Genomic DNA, 19160 nt, shown 5'->3' on the forward strand with positions numbered 1-19160 from the left:
GTTTTTTATGAACTGTATTACCAGCCGGTATTTTGTATAACCGTACCATTCGACAATCCAATCTGTGTTTGCGGAATTTCAAACAAGCCTTTTGTTTCGGCGCGGAAGGTCACTTTGAACTGATCGTTGGTATTGTTGTCTATTGCCTGTTTGGCAACAGTTAGGCCCTGGCGTAACAGGTCCCAGTATCGATGTCCTTCCAATGCGAGTTCCAGCCAGCGTTCGTTCATGATCAGCTTCATCCCGTTTGCATCATTGGTAAGGGCATTGCGATGGGAAGTGTTGTTATAAAAGGCCCGGTCGCGAATGCGGTCGTAATAGTCTTGTGCTTTTGCCAGGTTGGTCGACAGGTTCAACTCGGCGCCCATCAACAGCACATCTGAATAACGGATCACAGGGTAGTTGTCGAAATTGTCTATCTGAAAATCGCCGCCATTGTTATCAGGCCGTTCGGGACCACCCATGGGTGTAAATTTTTTCCAGTAGTAACCGGTGTATTGCACCTGATCGGTTGTAGCTGTAGGAAAGTTCAGTTTTTCATCGGCAATGGAAATGACGGTAGCTGTTTTACGGTTATCATCTGCTTCGTATGCATTCCATAATTTTTCATTCACCGGTGCTATGCCCCAGCCCTGGTAATAGGGGCCGAGGGCCAGGTTGCGGATCCCCACCATTACCTGTACGCGGTTCCCATTTTGCTGGCTCCAGTTCTTTTTGCCTTTGTCGGTATATTGAATTACAAATACGCCTTCCTTGTTATTTTGTCCGGCAAAGGCGGTACCTGCCGAAGAGCGGAACAGTTTGGGGAAACTGTCAACCAGGTTGTGACCGCTGTTTTGAATAACATCCTCAATGCCATTGGTAACATCCTGTTTGTTCACCAGGCCCATCAGGTCGGGTTTGTTGTAGTAACCGGTATAATAGAGGTACACCCTTGCCAACAGTGCTTCAGCCGCCCATTTGGTAATACGGCCATAATCACCGGCTGGTATGTCGCCGAATTTTTTGGTCGTTGGTGTTAACAGACTGATCGCTTCTTTCAGATCAGCAGCTATCAACAGGTATACACTGTCAGCTGTTGTTTGCGGTATTTTGAAATCGGTGTCTTCAATGGGTTTGGTAAGCAGGGGCACACCACCAAACATACGTACCAGGTCAAAATAAAAATACGCCCGTAAGAATTTGGCTTCACCGGTGTATTTATCTTTCAGGTAACTGGAATCGCCAAACTTAACACCGTCTATCTTATTCAGAAATACATTGGCGCGGTAAATTCCGGTATAGTATTTTTTCCAGGCAGCCGCATTATGATCGGTATAGGTTATAAAGTTATCCCATTGGGTTAATCCATTATCCGCAATACCACCGCCGCCAAAACATTCGTCGGAAGCTATTTCTGAGCTCAGCCAGATATTGCCATAACCATCATAATCCAACACACTGTAAGCAGCTACCAATGCCTCAAATGCATCTTCGGGTGTTTTATAAAAATCCGATTCCACCTGCCGGTTTATCGGTGTTCTTTCTAAAAAGCTTTTACTGCAGGCAGTTCCCAGCGATACCAGCAGCGCGGCAAATAATACTTGTTTCATATTACTGAGTTAGTTTAATTAAAATTTTGCGCTCACGCCTATTGAGATCACCCGGGGCTGTGGATAGTAACCCAGGTCAATACCTGAGGCCCAGCTTTCTGCACCATATCCTACTTCGGGATCGATGCCTTTATAATGGGTGAACGTTAGCAGGTTGGTACCGTTTACATAAAACCGCAATTGCTGTAACGGCAGGTTGCGTAATAAATGGGTTTTCAGATCGTATCCAATGTTCAGGCTCCGTAAGCGCATAAAGGCGCCGTTGTGGACATACAGATCTGAAAAGTTATTGTAGTTCCGGTTGTCTTCGCTGCCGGTTGTAACCCGGGGGATGGTATTGGAAGTACCTGCGCCATGCCAGCGGTTCAGTATCTGAGTGCTGTAGTTGTTATAACTTTTATCCTGCGCGCGGGTGCCATCCACGATATCATTGCCTCCTACTCCACTAAATAATAAGGAAACATCCAGCCCCTTATAGGAGGCGCTTAAATTGAAGCCATAGGTATGGGTGGGAATGGGATTACCAATTTGGGTTTTATCGAGCGGGGTAATTTCGCCATCGCCATTGCGGTCTACAAAACGTACATCACCCGCCAGTGCTTTGGGTTGAATGACCCTGCCCGTTTTGCTGGTATAGCTATTCACCTCCTCCAGGGTTTGAAACAGTCCGTTTGTTTGATAGCCCCAGAAATAACCTACCTGGTAACCATTTTGAATGCGGTAAAATTCTTCGGTGTTGGAAGAAAGCACATTGCTGCTGCCATGAATAATATGCTCTTCATTTGGTACCTCGCGTACCGTATTTTTTAAGAAAGCGATATTACCTCCTATGTTCACGTGCACTTCACCAAAGTTACTTTGGTAATTGACTCCTATTTCAACACCCTTGTTTACAATATTACCGCCATTGATGTAAGGTGCACCTGTACCTACTATGTCGGGCAACTTCGACTGTACCAGCCAGCCTTTGGTGGTTTTATTGAACCAGTCGAATGTAATGTTCAGCTTGTTGAACAGCGTTGCATCGAACCCGATGTTGGCCTGTTCCGTTGCTTCCCATTTCAGATCGGGGTTGGGTATGGTATCCGGCGCGGTGCCTACCGTTTGGCTGGTTGCATTTATTCCATTAAAATAATAACCATTGTAGGCCGAAGTGAGTGTGGTCAGGTAACGGAAATCGCCTATGCGGTCGTTCCCGTTCTGTCCCCATCCGCCACGCACTTTTAAATAACTCAGCCAGCTGGGTTTTGGAAAGAAATCTTCCTGACTGGCTACCCAGCCTGCCGAGAACGAGGGAAAGTTGGCATATCGGTTATTGGTGCCAAAACGGGTGGAACCATCGCGGCGCAGGATAGCCGATAATAAATATTTGTCGCCATAATTATAATTGACCCGGCCAAAGTATCCGTTCAGTGCATTTTCAGCCCGCACACCGCTTGCTTTCTGGGTGCCTTCTACCCCATTATCAATAATGGCATGGTCAAAATCAGGTGTAGAGAGGTCCTGTTTGCTGGCAAGGATATTAAAGCCATTGTACTCCTGTGCAGTAGCACCGGCCATCAACGTTAGTTTGTGGTCACCGAAACTATGCTGATACGTTAAGATGTTGTCCCAGTTCCAGACCATATTGCGGTACAAACCCATTTCACCTGTTGTGGTGGCCGATTTGTTATTTGCCGCCAGGTCGTATTCGGGCGTAAAAGTGTTTGTTGAAAAATAGGTAAGGTCAAGGCCAAAATCAGATTTAAACGTAAGGCCTTTTACAATCGTTGCCTCCAGGTACATATCACCTACTATGCGATCAGCAATCGTTTTCCGTTGGTTTAAATAATCCATGGCGGCTATCGGGTTCATCTCTTCAGAGGTGGTGTTCGATTTGGCATAACTTCCATCTGGCAGGTATACCGGGAAGGTTGGGCTGGTATTCAACAGCCCGCGAATAGAGTTACCATAAATATTTCCCGTGCCTATACCTTGTTGGTTGGAATGAACATAGTTCAGGTTCTCACCAAAACGCAGGATGTCTTTGAACAATTTATGAGTTGAATTCAGCCGCAACCCAATGCGCTCGTAATACGATCTTCCTTTCAAACCCACCACGCCTTCCTGTTTTTGATAAGATAATCCTGAGGCAAAGGTCGAGAGATCGTTCCCCCCTGAAAAGCCCAGGTTGTATTGCTGGATCGCTGCATTTTTGTTGGTCGCTTCTTTTTGCCAGTCGGTACCCGCACCCATGCTGTCTATTTGCGCTTGTGAATATTGGTAATAGGGCGGTTTACCTGAGTTTAACCAGGATTCATTTTGAATAAGCGCATATTCTTTTGCATTCAACACATCCATTTTACGGGAGGGGTTCTGCCAGCCATAATAGGCATCGAACGTAAGTATCTTCTTTCCGCTCTTGCCACGCTTTGTGGTGATCAGTACCACGCCATTGGCACCACGCGTTCCATAAATGGCTGCTGAAGCGGCGTCTTTCAACACGTCTATGCTTTCAATATCGGCCGGATTTAAAAAGTTGATGTCGTCGATCTGCATGCCATCTACGACAAACAAGGGGCTGCTGTTGCCATTGGTGGCCACCCCCCGGATCCTGATCTTGATCCCATCGCCGGGCTGACCTGAGTTGGACAACACCTGTACCCCGGGCGCCTGTCCCTGCAAAGCCTGTAAGGCAAATGTGCTGTGTGTTTTTTCCAGGTCAGCGCCACTCACGCGCGCTGTAGCACCGGTTACTTCGGCTTTCTTCTGGGTGCCATAACCTATCACGATCACTTCGTTCAAATTATTACCCGCCTCTACCAGTTTAATGGAGAGCACAGTTTCGTCACCGATCCTGATCCGTTGTTTCTGAAACCCGATCCCGGATACCAGCAATTCATCGCCGTGTTTTGCCATCAGGGTGAAATGACCGGTTTCATCTGTACTGGTACCATTACTGGTACCCTGTACGGTTATGTTTATTGAAGGCACCGGCTGCCCACCGGGATCGGTGACCGTACCGGTCACTTTCCGGGCTTCCTGCCCAAAGGCCGGTATAAACAAAAACAAATTACACAGCATAAGCAGACCAATAAAAGTACCGGTCAGTAACTTCCATCGGTTGTTGGTTTTGGTTTTTTCCATATGCAATTATTAGTCGATTAGTAATATTACTTCCCGGTAACTGTTACCTGTTCGCCCAGGTAGGTTACAGTAGCAGCAGGCTTGTTATCATGTCTTGCTGGTGTTATCCAAACGATATTAAAACTGCGCTGATTCAACATGCCGGCGTAATTACCTGTGCGTTTGCCAATGGTCAGTGTTTTGGCGGCTTCGTTCCAGGTAATGGGTATGTTGGTGAAAAAGCCCTTTTCATAATTGTAATTGGTGCCTTCGTCTTCATACAAAGTGAAGGTGGCGTCTTTGCCTGTGTATACATATAATGTAATGGGGTCGGCTGTTTTTTCACTGGTGTACTGCATATCGGGCCCAAGGGGAATGATGCTGCCTTCTTTTACAAACAGGGGAATCTGTTCATAGCCTGCAGTTGCATTTATCCGCAGCCCACCAGCCTGGTAAGCACCTGTATAGAAATTATACCAGCCGGTACCGGCAGGCAAATATACCCAACGGCTTCTGGCTTTGTATTCATACACCGGATTTATCAGCAATGAAGGGCCAAACATATATTGATCACCTATATTCTCTACTGCTTTATCGGCTGCAAAGTCCATCACCAGTGCACGCATCATCGTATAATCATGATGGTATACCTGTCCTGCCAGCGTATAGATGTATGGCATCAGCCGGTAACGCAACTGATCGTAATACAACATGCTTTTATAAGCGGGGTGATTGGCCGGCGCTACATTGAAGATTTCGCGGTAAGGATACTGGCCATGCACGCGAAAGATGGGACAAAAAGCCCCGAACTGGTACCAGCGCGTCATCAACTCCCGCCACTCATCGAGATCATTGCCGGTTGCTTTTTCAAACCGTTTTTCAACGGCAAAACCACCGATATCGGTTGTCCAGTATGGTAAACCGGAGAGGGAAAAATTAATACCGCCTGCTACCTGGTTCTGCAGATCGTTCCAGCGGGCACCAATATCACCGCTCCAGGTTACGGCGCCATATTTTTGTAAGCCGGCATACGCAGAACGGGTCAATATAAATACGCGGTCAAGCGAATTGGTGCGCCGTTGCCCTTCATAAACGCCTTTGGCGTTTTCCACGGCAAAGTCGTTGAAGTAACTGGTTGATGAACCCCGCGCCACGGGCCCGATCAGTTTTTTTCTTTCATCGATACTGGTATTTGATAAAATATCGGGTTCGGTAGCATCCATCCACCAGGCATCCACGCCTTTACTGTACAATTTCTCGTTCATCAGTTTCCAGAACAATTCCCGCGCCTGCGGATTGTATGCATCGTAAAAAGTAGATACATATCCTACCCAGTCTTTCTGGTTGTTCAATACATTCTGTTTGTATAGCCATCCTTTTTCATTGAACAGGTCGTAGTTTTTTGTACCGGTGTAAAACTTTGGCCATACCGAGATCATGAAATGTGTATTGTATTTTTCATGCAGGTCTTTGATCATGGCTTCTGCATTGGGGAAACGGCTGGCATCAAATTCATGACTGCCCCACTGATCGGGTTTCCAGTAAAACCAGTCGAGCACAATATTATCGAGCGGGATCTTTCTTTCGCGGAATTCCTTTACTACCGACAACAATTCGTTTTGGGTTTTATACCGTTCCCGACTTTGCCAGAAACCCAGGGCCCATCTGGGCAGCATGGTGGCATTACCAGTGAGTTCCCGATAACCGGAAATAACTTCATCCATATTATTTCCATAAACGAAGTAGTAATTGATATTATCTCCTGCCTCTGACCAAAATGAAAAAGTATTTCGATTGTTCTCCGGAATAGGGCCTAGCCATTTCATAGCTACATAAGATTCACCGCCATCGGGAACCCATTCTATTTTTACCGGGTATTGTTTTCCCTTCTCCAGGTCCACCTTTACCAATGTAGTGATGGGGTTCCAGCATTGCCGCCATTTATCAACCAGCAGTTTGCCATTGAACCAGTATTTTAAATAACCGCCTGAGGAAAACAAAAAGCTATGCTCACCCGAAAAACCGGAGGATACATTTCCTTCCCATTGAACGCGGCCTTTTTGCAAGGGAAACCCTTGTGGTAATTTTTGTAACGATTGAATAAATTCATAATCGATCTCCTTTTCCCCTCGTTTCAGGAAGACACTGTCCTGCTTTTTGCCGGAGAAATAAGTGGCAGTCAGTACACCAGCAGCACCATCCGTTCCCGTTAATGATAAGCTGTGCAGTGGTTCAAACGGGCGGCAATCACCAAACCGGGAAATAGAGTAGTTATCCCATAACAGTCCATAGTTCCGGTTCGATACCATAAATGGAATGGCTACTTCGGTATTCTGTTGCAACAACGAAACCTGGGTGCCGCGGTAATTGAACAATCCCTGCTGGTGTTGCCCCAGTCCGTACCAGGCTTCGCCAACCGGTGATTCAAATGATTGTGTAATAGTATAAGTAGATCTGTTTTCCAGGCCTTTTGCCACAAACGACTTTCCCGTTATAGCCGTCTCTTTCAGGATAGCCTTTCCCTTCAGATCGGTGAATTGTACCTGTCCGGTTAACCGGGAAACGATGGCCCGCAAACTGGCTGTTTGCAGCACCAGCTGATCGCCCTGTTCTTCCAGTTTCCATTCGGGGTGGCCTTTTTGATCACCGGTCATTAAACTGGGGGCGGCGGCAAAGGAATCGCCGGCAGCGGCGGTAACATGAATGATCTTATCATTTACCACCTGCAGTTTTACGTTACCGGCCCCACCGGCCCGGGGTTTTTCAACTTTTACGATCACGCCATCTTCCAACCTGATATAGTCGTTGAAAGCGGGTCGCTGGGATGATATTATTACTATTAAACCAATGAGCACAAGGGCGACAATACCGACAAGCAGTCGTTTAAATGGGGTCTTCATGAAGCACTAATTTTTGAAATATTGCTAAACGCTATCTTATAGTAGGTTCAAAATTAGCCTGGTAGCAATCCGGAGGGGGGAGTCAAATGTTACTAATTAGGGGTTGGTTTGTTAATTGGGGCAGAAGGCAGAGGGCAGAAACCTCGACACGGTCCCTGCTGCGCCGAGAACAATCGGCAATGAATTCTGACAAGTCGAGTCTGGCTAATAATCAGTGGGGCTAAAACTCCCCTCCACCGGGGGGAGCCGGGAACCTGAAACCTGGGCCCTATTGCATTATAAATTATTTAATGTTATCATTGCCTTCTTAAATATTCAATACCCTATAAAAATGAACTGTAAAGTTTTTGTGCTGGCTTTGCTCGTACTGATTGGAAGTAGTTGTAAACACAAAGAAGACCCGATTAATACCCCGCCTCCCCAGGAGACGCCCCAATCCACTCCCCCGCACCCTACTCCTTCAAAACCGCAGGACCCGAATCACCACGAGTCAGATAACGATGATCATGACGGACACCACGATGGGCACGATGACGATGATTGTGACCATGATCATGACTGCCACCATCATGATTGCCACCACCATGGTAAGAAACACCACCGCCTTCCACCCGGACAGGAGAAAAAGCTACATGGGGATAAATCGGCCAAAAATTATGCGCCGGGACACAGGAAAGACAAATAGTTGTCAGTGGCGAGTAGTGAGTGGGTTCCCAAAGTTCTGCGGTCTGAATAATCGCGAGCTCACTCACCATTCACAATGGCTGTCCCAAACCTACGATTTACTGTTTTGCTCAGCATACGCTGAGGGTAGTAAGCCAAACTCTTTCTTAAAAGTCCGTGCGAAATATTTGGGGTTGTTGAAACCTACTTCGTAGGCAATTTCTGAAATGGTGAACTGGCTCTTTTCCAATAGCTGGGCGGCACGTTTTAGGCGGATCGTCTTTATAAAATCGAGGGGCGATTTGCCGGTTAACGCCAGCAGCTTTTTATACAGCGCAACCCGGCTCATGTGCAAGGCGCGGCTCAGGTCTTCCACAGAAAATTCGGGACTGGAGATATGCTGTTCCACCGTTTCTATTGCCTGGCGAATGAACTGCTCATCAACCGAGGTAATGCTTATTTCAGAAGGATTTACCTCCACCTGTTTCTGGAACAACTTGCGCATGGCTTCCTGCTGTGCCAGCAGGTTCCTGATGCGCGACTGTAACATTTCAAAACTGAACGGTTTGGTCACGTAATCATTGGCGCCCACCTGAAAGGCTTCCAGCTTGGGTTCTGCCGCTGACCTGGCTGTTAATAATATTACCGGTATGTGCGAGGTTTGTTTATCGTGTTTTATGATGCGGCACAACTCCATCCCATCCATCACCGGCATCATTACATCACTTACTATCAGATCGGGTTGCAGCTGTTTGGTTTTCTCCCAACCTTCGGCCCCATTCACCGCTTCATACACGGTATAATTGCGGCGCAGGTTGTCTTTTAAATAAAACCGGATGTCGTCATTGTCGTCTACGATCAACACCACCGGTTTTTTGCGGGAGGCCCTGCCCGTTATTTCAGTCGATTCTTCAGAAGATTGCTCCAACAATAACTCTTCCTGACTCACTACTGATTCTGTAACAGCCTTATTCACCGGCAGCAATACGGTAAAACAAGTTCCACTGCCTGGTTCGCTCGTCACTGAAATAGTTCCCTGGTGCAGACGCACAAATTCTTTGGAGATGGCCAACCCAATACCACTCCCCTGGTTTAAAATGCTACCCGGCACATCATGCTGAAAAAAGCGTTCGAATATCTTATACTGGTCTTCATACGGAATACCAATGCCACTGTCTTTTACTGTTATTGAGACAAACTGCGCTTCCTGCGCTACCTGCACCTGTACACTTCCATGCTCGGGCGTAAATTTAAATGCGTTAGACAGCAGGTTGAATAGTATGCGTTCGAGTTTATCGGGATCAAAGGAGATTTGTAACGAGTCGATACCGGTGGTGAAATTAAACTGAATGTGTTTGGCGCCGGCCATATCGGTAAATGAACAGCTAATCTCTTTTACAAACGAAACAATATCGCCCATGGAAGGATACAGACGCAACTCGCGCATTTCGAGTTTTCTGAAGTCCAGTAATTGATTTACCAGCGCCAGCAGGCGCCGGGCATTGCGATAGATCAACTGGTATTGTTTCTTTTGTTCTCCCTCCCGCGACTGGTTCAAAAGTTTCTCTACCGGGGCCATGATCAACGACAGCGGTGTTCTGAACTCATGGCTTACATTGGTAAAGAATTTCAGCTTCAACAGGTCCAGCTCGTGCACGCGTTCAGCTTCCTTCTTCTGTTGCGCCAGTTGAAAACGCATATGCGCCCGCTGAATGGTAAGTCTTCTTGCCGCCAACAAGATAACGCCCAACAGTATTGCATATAGGATGAAGGCCGGCACCGTACGCCAGAACGGCGGCAAAATGGTCACCAGCAACGCCGTGCCCTTTTCATTCCATACGCCATCCCCATTGCTGGCTTTTACCCTGAAAACATATTTACCGGGATCGAGGTTGGTGTAGGTAACCGTACGATGTGTGCCATCGGTCGTTAACCAGTCGTTGTTGAACCCTTCCAGCTTATACGCATATTGATTTTTTTCGGGGTTGGAATAATTAAGCGCCGCAAATTCCAGGGAGAAGATATTCTCATGGTACCTAAGCGTAATCTCTTTTACTTCGGATATGGCCGTTTGCAACAACACGCGGTTGTTGATCACTTCACCCGGCTGCGGACTCTTATCAAATACGTACAGCTCAGTAAGCACTACTTCGGGCACCACCGTATTATGTGAGATCGCTTCGGGACTGATAATATTAAACCCATTGGCGCCCCCAAAGATCAACTCGCCCTGTTTTGTTTTCAGCACAGCATTTTCATTGAACTCCCGCCCCTGCAAGCCATCACGTTCATCGTAAGTTCTAAACTGCACCTGCATGGCGCCTTTTGCATCATATTGCACCCAGGCGCGCGAAAGCCCATTTGCAGTACCTAACCACAAGGTATGTTCGTTGTCTTCCAGCAGGGTGAGAATATTGTTTTCAGACAAGCCATCGGTCTGGCTAAAATGACAGAAGGAATGGGTGGTCTTATCAAAAAAGTTTAGTCCATCCCGGGTGGCTACCCACATATTGCCCCGGCTGTCTTTTAGTAAAGCCGTCACATTGCCGTTGCCCAAACTGCCTTTATCTTTTGAATCGTGCTGGTAATAAGTAAAGCCGCCGGTTTTTTTATTCAACACACTGATGCCCGATTCAGTACCTACCCATAAATTACCTTCCTGGTCTTCAGCCAGGGCCGAAATGTAATTGGAGTTGATGGACCCATTGCCTTTACGATAGGTATAGAACCCTTCGATTTCCGGGTGAAACCGGTTCAGGCCACCGCTTAATGTGCCGACCCACAACTGGTGTTGTGCATCTTCATAGATCTCCCAGATGCTGTTATCGGAAATACTGGTAGCATCTTCCGGATCATTTTTATAATGAATGAACTGCTGACCGTCGTAACAATCCAGGCCGCCATAGTAGGAACCGATCCACAGTTTCTTATTATGATCAATGCATAAACTCACTATTACATCATTGCTGATGCTGTTGGAATTGGTGGTGCTGTGTTTAAAGGTGCGGTAGTTACCGGTGCTTCTATCAAAATAGATCAACCCGCCGCCATTGCTGCCTATCCACAGATTGCCTTTATCGTCTTCTACAAACCGGTTCACATCATCGAATGGTAAACTATGTGCATCGGATAACAAATGCTGGTATACAGGGAACTTAATGATGTTTGGGTGATAATAGTTGATGCCTTTCTTATAGGTACCCAGCCAGATAATACCTGTATTATCTCGGTAAATGGCGTTGATGCTGTTCTGACTAATGCTTTTGCTGTCTTCGGGTTTATTTTCCAAGTAGCCGATAGCGCCGGTCCTTTTATTCAACAGGTTTACGCCGCCATGATCGGTAGAAATCCAGATCAACCCGTTGTTATCCTGTTGTATGCCCGTAACCAGGTTGTTGTTTAACCGGGTGGCGGGTGCATCGCGGTGGTAATGGATGAGGTTGTTGTTTTTTACCGTATAACAAAACGCCCCTTGCGGCAAGCCTTCGGTATAGATCCACAGATCGTTTTCTGCATCGGCAAACAACCGGTAGCGCAATTCGCCCGGTTGTTTAAACAGCGCAGCATGGCGTACTATCATTTTGCCTGATGCGGTATTGTATCCTTCGAGTACACCATCGGTATATATCATCCAGACGTTGCCAACGTTATCAGCTGTCATATCGGTGACATCAGGTTGACGTTTATATTGTTTTACTGCATGTGTTACCGGGTTATACCGGGTGGCGCCATTACCGGTTTGTGCAAACCAATAACCACCTTGTTTGTCTTTTACAATATCGGTCACGAAAGCGGCAGGCAATGATAGTTTGCGGCAATAGTCCGTTGTATTGAGAACAGCTTTTTCCGATACGGGGTCAAAGAGGCATTGTCCGGAACGGGTATCTACCCAGAATTTGTTATCGGGTCCTTCCTGGATCTTTACGATCAGGTCGTCGCTAAGTGAGGTGCTGTCGTTTTCACGGTGCCGGAAAACTTTGAAGGTGTACCCATCGTAGCGGTTAAGACCCGAAGCAGTGCCAAACCACATAAATCCTTTTGCATCTTTTATAATGCTGGTAACCTGGTTGTGTGATAAGCCATTGCTGATATCGAGGTGCGAAAACGGGTATTGCACGGGTTGTGCAAATAATGGACGCAGGTTTAGAATGCAGATAATTGTTATTATCGTATATGGCAAGCGCAATCGTTATACAAGTGTTTGCATGACAATATACGGAAAATGCGGGCACCAGTTTCCGGTTTCCGGGCCCTAATTTCTTAGCTCAAAATAATTATATATCAGCTTGATTTTCCCGGCAACTGGCAACCGGTAACCAGTAACCGGCTACCTGACTTGTCCGTTCCCTTGCAATAACCATTTTTCAGTAACTAATTTCTCTAATGCGAATGGACCGCGGGCGTGCAATTTTTGGGTTGAGATGCCGATCTCGGCGCCGAGGCCCATTTCTTCCCCGTCGGTAAAGCGGGTGCTGGCATTGGTATAAACAGCGGCAGCATCCACTTCCTGTAAAAAGCGGGCGCAATTCTTTTTATTGTTACTTACAATGGCTTCGCTGTGTTTGGTAGAATGTTCACGAATGTGGTCCAACGCTTCATCGATGTTCTTTACCACTTTCACTGCGCATTTCAGGCTTTGGAACTCGCGGTCGAAATCTTCCGGTGCCGCTTTTTGTAAATGGGGATAGCCTTTTAATAATTTATGCGATTTGGCATCGGCAAATATTTCTACCTGGTGTTCGCTGAATTTCGATTGTAACTGTTTCAGGAAGGAAGGGGCTACTGCTTCATCCACCAGCACGGTGTCCATAGCATTGCATACCGATGGACGTGATACTTTGGCATTTACTACAATGTCGACCGCCTTTTTAATAGATGCTTCTTTTTCAACATATACATGGCACACACCTGCACCGGTTTCTATCACTGGTACCAGGCTGTTCTTTCTTACAAACTGGATCAGCGATTCGGAACCACGGGGTATCAGTACGTCTACATATTTGGTAGCGGTAAATAACTCCTGAACGGTCTCGCGTTCTGAAGGCAACAGGGTTACACAATCGGGATCGATGTCATTCGCCTTCAATACCTTTTTAATGAGGCGGATGGCTGCCAGATTGGAATTCTCCGCTTCGCTGCTGCCTTTGAGCACACAACCATTCTGGCTGCGGATACAAAGCGCTGCAATATCATACGTTACATTGGGTCTTGATTCATAAATAGCGCCCACCACACCCAGTGGCACGGCGATCTTGTGCAGCAGCAGGCCATTGTCCAGCTTGCGTTTCTCCAGCGTTTTACCGGCGGGGTTAGGCAGCCTGCTTATATTACGAATGGCGCTGGCAATACCGGCGATGCGTTCTTTATTCAACAACAACCTGTCTACCTTCGGGTTGTTTGGGTCCTGCTTTTCAACATCCAGCTGATTGGCTTTTATGATGGTGGTGCTCTTCTTCTCCAGTTCATCGGCCAGTTGTAATAAAACAGCTTTCAGTTGTTTATCGGTTGCCTGCCGCAGGTTGATAGCGGCTTTCCAGGTCTTGATTATCTGTTGTTGTACACTGCTCATCAGGTCTTATTAAAATATTACAATATCATCGGCATGTGCTGCCAATACATTCTTTTGTGAAATGCCATCGCGAATGGCGGTTGCATCGAGTTTAACTTTGGCTACGCCAATGATGCTTTCTTCTTCATCTTTTATTTGCACTACTTCGCCCGCGGCAAATTTTCCCTGCACATTGGTTACGCCAACGGTCAATAAACTGCGGCGTTGTTGCAGGGCTTTTGCGGCGCCTTTGTCAACCGACAGGGTACCCAGGGTAATGGATCCGCTGGCCAGCCATTTTTGCCGGGCTTTTAAATTAGAAGCCTGCGAAACAAAGGTAGTTCCGTTTTTACCGGCCAATGCATCGGCAAAGGGTCCTTTCCCCTTCAGTCCGCAGATGATCACCTGAATACCCAGGGAGGTAGCCAGTCGGGTAAAAGTGAGTTTAGAGGTCATGCCACCCAAACCCAGGCTGCTTTTAGTGGTTTGTACAAAACCCATGACTTTGCTGTCGATCTTTTCTACCCGGGGAATAATGTTTTTGGCATCATCCATAAAACCGCCCACCGACGTACAGATCACCAGGGTTTCTGCATCAAAACCCACGGCAATGAGGGTGGCGAGTTCGTCGTTGTCGCTGAACTTCAACTCCACATTACTTACCAGGTCGTTTTCATTCACGATGGGCAATATGCCGTTCTGCCAAAAGGCTTCGAAGGTTTCTTTTAACTGAACAAACTGAAACCGGTTGCTGAAATGGTGCCGTTCGCACAGCGCCTGGGCCACGGGTATGTGGTATTTCGAAAAATGCTTCTGGTATAATTGGATCAGCAAGGGGTTGCCCACGGCCGCCGCCGCCTTGCGTTCAGTAATACTTCCTTTATAATGCTGAATAAACACTTTTCCGCTGCCCACTGCCCCACTCGATACCAACACCACACGATGCGTATGAAACAGCTCGGAAATTTCTGACGCCACCTTTTTAATAATAGAATGACTGATTACGCCTTCCTCATTGGTTATAACCGCTGTGCCAAGCTTTATTACAATAACCGGTTTTTGCATGCGCAAATTTAAAGCTTAATGCCCAAAGCCTAAAGGCAAAAGCATGCTGAGCAATCCTGCCCTGGCCTAACGCTTTTGCCTTTCAAGGGCAGGCTTTTGGCTTCCATTCGTTAGCATTTTGTGCAAATAACTCCACAAAACACCTGCCCAAACTAGATGAAAACCAATAAATTATAACAGGCACGTGGTTTTAGATACTATTTGAAAATCTCGTGTTATGATAAAGAAGTATTACAGCTTATGCTTTCTGCTGATGACTTTATTTTATTCAGGTTGCGCTGCTGTGGAAGGCATTTTTAAAGCAGGAATGTGGTGGGGAATATTCTTAGTGGTGCTTGTAATAGGATTGATCTTCTGGATTATCAGTAAGCTTTTTGGCGGGAAATAATACAGTTCTAAGTTTTAAGTTCAAAGTTTAATGTTTTCAGCCTTTTGAACTTTCAACCTTAAACTTTAAACTAATTCCTGAACTCTTGCGAGATCATAAGCCCATATTTGCCACCATCTACGATTCCAATACCGAGCCGGCCGAATTCGGGCCGAAGGATGTTAGCGCGGTGCCCCGGCGAATGCATCAACCCGCTGTGTGCAATATCAAGTGTGGGCGCCAGCGCAATATTCTCACCGGCATTGGTGAATTGCACGCTATCATCTTTCATGCGGTCAAAAGGCCCTTTCCCATCGGGCGACACATGTGAGAAATAGCCCCGCTGAAACATATCTATCGAATGCTTGCGGCCAACAACAGTCAATTCCCGATCGAGTTTAAGGGTATTCAATCCTGCTTTTATTCGCTCGGCATTTACCCAACTCAACATCAGGGTTTCCAGATCGGGCCGCGGGGGCGGCGCCATCACCTTAAATGGGAGAATGACCGTTTCATTCGAACCGGGTTTTACCGTTAACCGGTTCATCGTTCTTTCCACTTCATTAAAGACCAGCGACAGTTTTGTTTCTATCAACTCGGCCGGTACAGACAACAAAACCACAAACCTGCTTTGGCGGGTTTTGTTAGAGATATTGTTACTGATAGGCAATGCCAGCAACAGGGCCGCTACAATCACGGCATGAGTAACCCCGTTTATAAAGCCCGGAAACATACCCAACACTTTATTATCCCAGCGGCCATGCGCATCGACCGGGATCTTATGCAGGGTTCTATTGGTTAGCGCATTTGTAAAAACCCGCATAAGTACATAGGTAACTATAAAGGAAAGCGGCAATGCCCAGGAGCCTAGTGAGGGAATGTATTTGTTGATAAAAATAGTAGGGTAAGGATATAATAAAAAGGTGGCCGCAATACTTATAATGAGCCCCATCAGATACAATAGTTCCAGGATAAATCCTTTTTGCCAACCATCCCACATACCATAGGCTACTATTATCAGTAGCAGAAAATCGATCAAATTCATACTTGCAGCCTTTGTTATTTACACTAAAAAACCATGCTACCTGTACGGATTGTATTTTACTGACTCCAGCCGGAAGATTCACATAAGGAGGGATCGTATTGTTGCTAAATTTCTACATTTTTGGCGAAAGAAAGCTGTTAAAAATAAAGAAGGCCCGGATAGAAATCCAGGCCCGTTAAAAATCCAATATCCTATGAAAAACCGATATACTAACGGTGTTCGTGGTTCGCAAATTGTTTCTGGGTAGAAAATATTTTTCCCGCAGGAAATTTACTAGTCTTTTACTCTGAAAATGTGTTGTTTATACCTATTAAATTATTACAACAGCCCTGCCTTTTCCGGACAGGAAATTCAGATTTTTACCCCAAAAGAAAGCTGTTTTTATCTCATAATCCCGGAGTCAACAACACGTCCTACATATTTATTATCCTGCAAAATCCAGGTTACTTCGTACTTGCCTATGGCCTCATTGTTCACCATATAAATATACATCCGGTGCTTGTCCTTTGAGAAGTACACGGCATTGTGGGTTTTAATGGTACCGCCTTCTGAATAGGTGAATTCAGGATGGTACAGATCGGTAAAAGCCGCCGCCGGCAGGGCAACGGTATCTTTCCCATTAAGGATAACATCAACCGAAGCTATCGTAGTGGTGGGTATGCTGCCGTAGTCGCCATAATAAGGTTTACCATCTATTTTCACCAGGTATTTCTTATCGTAGTAGTAATTCAACTTGTGTTTGGAAGCGTCAAAGGTGCCACTGGTAATAACCACTTTCAGGTTGTTGCCTTCAAAGGTTATTGAGTGCATGTTGAAGTCGGTAGCCGGTAATTTCTGTAAAGGGTCTTTCCCCAGGCGCTCGTCGATGCCGCCGATGGTAAAGGTGGCCAGGTCGTCCCGGATCTCCCCTTTGGGGTATTTAGTAAAGCTTTCTTTTTTGTTACGCAAATCGGGTAAGGGTTCATCCTGGGCCTGGGCGCCTGCAAATACTACCAGGAGACACAAGCATAATAAGGAACGCATAAATAATGGTATTGAGTTTTCAATTTGATAGGAGCGAATGTAGGGACAAAAAGAAGAATTTGTATCAAAAGATTGTTAATACGGTGGAAGATGGCTTCTGCCGTCTGCCTTAAAAAGAAACTCCAGGCTGAAAAGCCCGGAGGTGGTGTTTACTGCTACATGATTATGAAAAAGAATTTCCTAAAACCAACAAACATTTATTTTAATAACCTGTGTTCTGTGTAAGCTTGGGATTAACCGCAAACGCATTCGTTGGGATCGGGAAAATCCTGCGTGTTACATCTGTGTTTGTTTTGAAACCCCATGTCCCTTCGAACTTACCATACCTGATCATATCATTGCGGTGCCAGCCTTCCCAGGCAAACTCCCGGTTGCGCTCATTGTAAACGCTGTCGAGCGTAATGGTTGTCCAGGCGGGAGAAGTGGTGCGTTTTGTGCGCAGATCATTAGCCAGTGATAAAGCCGTTTGTCCCAATGTAGGGGTGCCGCCACGCAAAATGGCTTCGGCTTTCATCAACACAATATCTGAATACCGGAAAATAGGAATGTCGTTGTTCTGGTTCATGCTGGCGGAAGTAGCATCAGGATAAAACTTGATGTTGCGATAACCCATATTCCAGGCTACTTCATCATTTCCGCAATCAAAGGTGGTAGTGCTCTGACGCAACACAATATCCGGTGTCAGATTCAACTGGAATGTGTAACGATTCGTATCGCCTTTAAAGGCAATGGCATCGTATCCTTGTTTCGTAGTAGTGATTTCAAGTTTTGATCCGTCTGGCTTAAACTGCAAGCCGGTAAGCCATTGCTTGTTGCGGATATCATTAGGATCATTAAAGTTGGCATAGAACTCTGGCAGTGTACTGGCCGGACCACCAGTTACATAGGGGATATTAAAATAGTTATAGCCTGCACCTGCTGCCACTTTACCCATTGAACGCGGTACATCATATCGGGCATGGTAGTTGGCACTGCGAAACGGGAACGTGTTGGTGAATGTCGCATCGTATGGAATGGCGAAAATAAATTCATCCTTGCTGCCTACCGCATCCGGACCATTGAGCGGATAAAACGCCTGTAAATAATTTGCCCTGTCAGTAATGCTGAATTTATTGGAGCTTATAATGTTATCACAGGCTGCAATACACTCGGTATATTTTTTAGTGCCTGTATAATATTCGGCATTCAGATACATTTTAGCCAGCAGGGCATAAGCGCCATATTGGGTGAACCGGCCATAGGTTGCTTTGCTAACTGTCGTGCTCAGGTTAGGAATGGCTGCTTTTATTTCACTCTCTATAAAATTGAATACTTCTGCGCGGGGCGATTTATCACGCGCGGTATAATCGCCAAACAAAGTATCGATGGGTACGTTCCCCCAGTTGTCCATCATAAAATAGTAGGCGAGGGCGCGCACCATTTTCAATTCGGCAAAACCGGTGTCCCTGACCGCTCCCGCGGGTTGTGTTTTTGTAAGGATGGAGACCTGCTGGTTTACTTCACCAATGATGGTAGAAAGCCAGTACCAGTTTGCATTTATATAGTTATTGTCTTTCGTCCAGGTATGATAGTGCATTTGCAGGTTCTGGCCACCATCGTACCAGTTGCCACCCCGGGCGGGCATAATGCCTTCATCAGTACTGTAAGCCTGTTGAAAGAACCATTCAGCTGCCACATTACCCCTCAATGCTACATACACCGGGCCTGCTGCCGAGATATAAGAGGCTGCGTCTTGTGGAAATGTTTCGGGTGTTAATTCTGAGGTGGCCACCACAGTTACTTTATGACACGAAACCATTACGCCAGTAGCCATCAGAGAAGCGACTATATAGATCAATCTTTTTTTCATAAT

The 19160-nt window shown here is 46.2% G+C and carries 11 protein-coding genes; 2 read left to right on the forward strand and 9 right to left on the reverse strand.

Features of this window, described 5'->3' with window-relative positions; all coding sequences use genetic code 11:
• Window positions 1-17 precede the first annotated feature (17 nt).
• Genes BMX95_RS31320 through BMX95_RS31330 form a run of 3 tightly spaced genes read right to left on the reverse strand, consistent with a single transcriptional unit; the run spans window position 18 to window position 7597 of the window.
• Complete coding sequence (locus BMX95_RS31320) at window positions 18-1592, reverse strand: RagB/SusD family nutrient uptake outer membrane protein (RefSeq protein ID WP_081200762.1); 1575 nt, start codon at window positions 1590-1592, stop codon at window positions 18-20.
• Between the two features lie 18 nt (window positions 1593-1610).
• Window positions 1611-4718, reverse strand: coding sequence for a SusC/RagA family TonB-linked outer membrane protein (locus tag BMX95_RS31325; RefSeq protein ID WP_081200761.1), 3108 nt, complete (start codon window positions 4716-4718; stop codon window positions 1611-1613).
• A 26-nt stretch (window positions 4719-4744) separates the two neighbouring features.
• A complete protein-coding gene (locus BMX95_RS31330; RefSeq protein WP_081200760.1) occupies window positions 4745-7597 on the reverse strand; it encodes a TIM-barrel domain-containing protein in 2853 nt (950 codons plus the stop codon).
• 331 nt (window positions 7598-7928) lie between these two features.
• Between BMX95_RS31330 and BMX95_RS31335 the strand changes: the two genes are divergently transcribed.
• Window positions 7929-8282 carry a hypothetical protein gene (locus tag BMX95_RS31335; protein ID WP_133053923.1) on the forward strand — a complete coding sequence of 118 codons (354 nt, stop codon included), beginning with the start codon at window positions 7929-7931 and terminating at the stop codon, window positions 8280-8282.
• 90 nt (window positions 8283-8372) lie between these two features.
• Here the strand turns inward: BMX95_RS31335 and BMX95_RS31340 are convergent, their stop codons facing one another.
• From BMX95_RS31340 to proB, 3 genes are all read right to left on the reverse strand, one after another.
• A complete protein-coding gene (locus BMX95_RS31340; RefSeq protein WP_242673135.1) occupies window positions 8373-12440 on the reverse strand; it encodes a hybrid sensor histidine kinase/response regulator transcription factor in 4068 nt (1355 codons plus the stop codon).
• 147 nt (window positions 12441-12587) lie between these two features.
• Window positions 12588-13829, reverse strand: coding sequence for a glutamate-5-semialdehyde dehydrogenase (locus tag BMX95_RS31345; protein WP_165758941.1), 1242 nt, complete (start codon window positions 13827-13829; stop codon window positions 12588-12590).
• Window positions 13830-13838: 9 nt separating this feature from the next.
• Complete coding sequence (gene proB / locus BMX95_RS31350) at window positions 13839-14873, reverse strand: glutamate 5-kinase (protein WP_081200756.1); 1035 nt, start codon at window positions 14871-14873, stop codon at window positions 13839-13841.
• Between the two features lie 217 nt (window positions 14874-15090).
• Between proB and BMX95_RS35155 the strand changes: the two genes are divergently transcribed.
• On the forward strand, window positions 15091-15261 hold the full coding sequence (locus BMX95_RS35155; protein ID WP_165758940.1) for a hypothetical protein: 171 nt from the start codon (window positions 15091-15093) through the stop codon (window positions 15259-15261).
• Window positions 15262-15331: 70 nt separating this feature from the next.
• Here the strand turns inward: BMX95_RS35155 and BMX95_RS31355 are convergent, their stop codons facing one another.
• The 3 genes from BMX95_RS31355 to BMX95_RS31365 all read right to left on the reverse strand — a co-directional run bounded on the left by BMX95_RS31355 (window position 15332) and on the right by BMX95_RS31365 (window position 19157).
• The gene (locus BMX95_RS31355) at window positions 15332-16285 is read right to left on the reverse strand and encodes a CvpA family protein (RefSeq protein WP_081200755.1); all 954 of its coding nucleotides are present in this window, start codon (window positions 16283-16285) and stop codon (window positions 15332-15334) included.
• 381 nt (window positions 16286-16666) lie between these two features.
• On the reverse strand, window positions 16667-17308 hold the full coding sequence (locus BMX95_RS31360; protein ID WP_090519688.1) for a hypothetical protein: 642 nt from the start codon (window positions 17306-17308) through the stop codon (window positions 16667-16669).
• Window positions 17309-17510: 202 nt separating this feature from the next.
• Window positions 17511-19157, reverse strand: a complete 1647-nt coding sequence (locus BMX95_RS31365; protein WP_081200753.1) for a RagB/SusD family nutrient uptake outer membrane protein — start codon at window positions 19155-19157, stop codon at window positions 17511-17513.
• Window positions 19158-19160 lie beyond the last annotated feature (3 nt).

It is taken from the genome of Niastella yeongjuensis, from assembly GCF_900110245.1.
In the GTDB taxonomy this organism is placed as follows: Bacteria; Bacteroidota; Bacteroidia; order Chitinophagales; family Chitinophagaceae; genus Niastella; species Niastella yeongjuensis.

Excerpts from the sequence above, each read along its gene's own strand:
- BMX95_RS31320 (WP_081200762.1), bottom strand. The coding sequence starts at position 1,592 with ATGAAACAAGTATTATTTGCCGCGCTGCTGGTATCGCTGGGAACTGCC.
- BMX95_RS31325 (WP_081200761.1), bottom strand. The coding sequence starts at position 4,718 with ATGGAAAAAACCAAAACCAACAACCGATGGAAGTTACTGACCGGTACT.
- BMX95_RS31330 (WP_081200760.1), bottom strand. The coding sequence starts at position 7,597 with ATGAAGACCCCATTTAAACGACTGCTTGTCGGTATTGTCGCCCTTGTG.
- BMX95_RS31335 (WP_133053923.1), top strand. The coding sequence starts at position 7,929 with ATGAACTGTAAAGTTTTTGTGCTGGCTTTGCTCGTACTGATTGGAAGT.
- BMX95_RS31345 (WP_165758941.1), bottom strand. The coding sequence starts at position 13,829 with ATGAGCAGTGTACAACAACAGATAATCAAGACCTGGAAAGCCGCTATC.
- proB (WP_081200756.1), bottom strand. The coding sequence starts at position 14,873 with ATGCAAAAACCGGTTATTGTAATAAAGCTTGGCACAGCGGTTATAACC.
- BMX95_RS35155 (WP_165758940.1), top strand. The coding sequence starts at position 15,091 with ATGATAAAGAAGTATTACAGCTTATGCTTTCTGCTGATGACTTTATTT.
- BMX95_RS31355 (WP_081200755.1), bottom strand. The coding sequence starts at position 16,285 with ATGAATTTGATCGATTTTCTGCTACTGATAATAGTAGCCTATGGTATG.
- BMX95_RS31360 (WP_090519688.1), bottom strand. The coding sequence starts at position 17,308 with ATGCGTTCCTTATTATGCTTGTGTCTCCTGGTAGTATTTGCAGGCGCC.
- BMX95_RS31365 (WP_081200753.1), bottom strand. The coding sequence starts at position 19,157 with ATGAAAAAAAGATTGATCTATATAGTCGCTTCTCTGATGGCTACTGGC.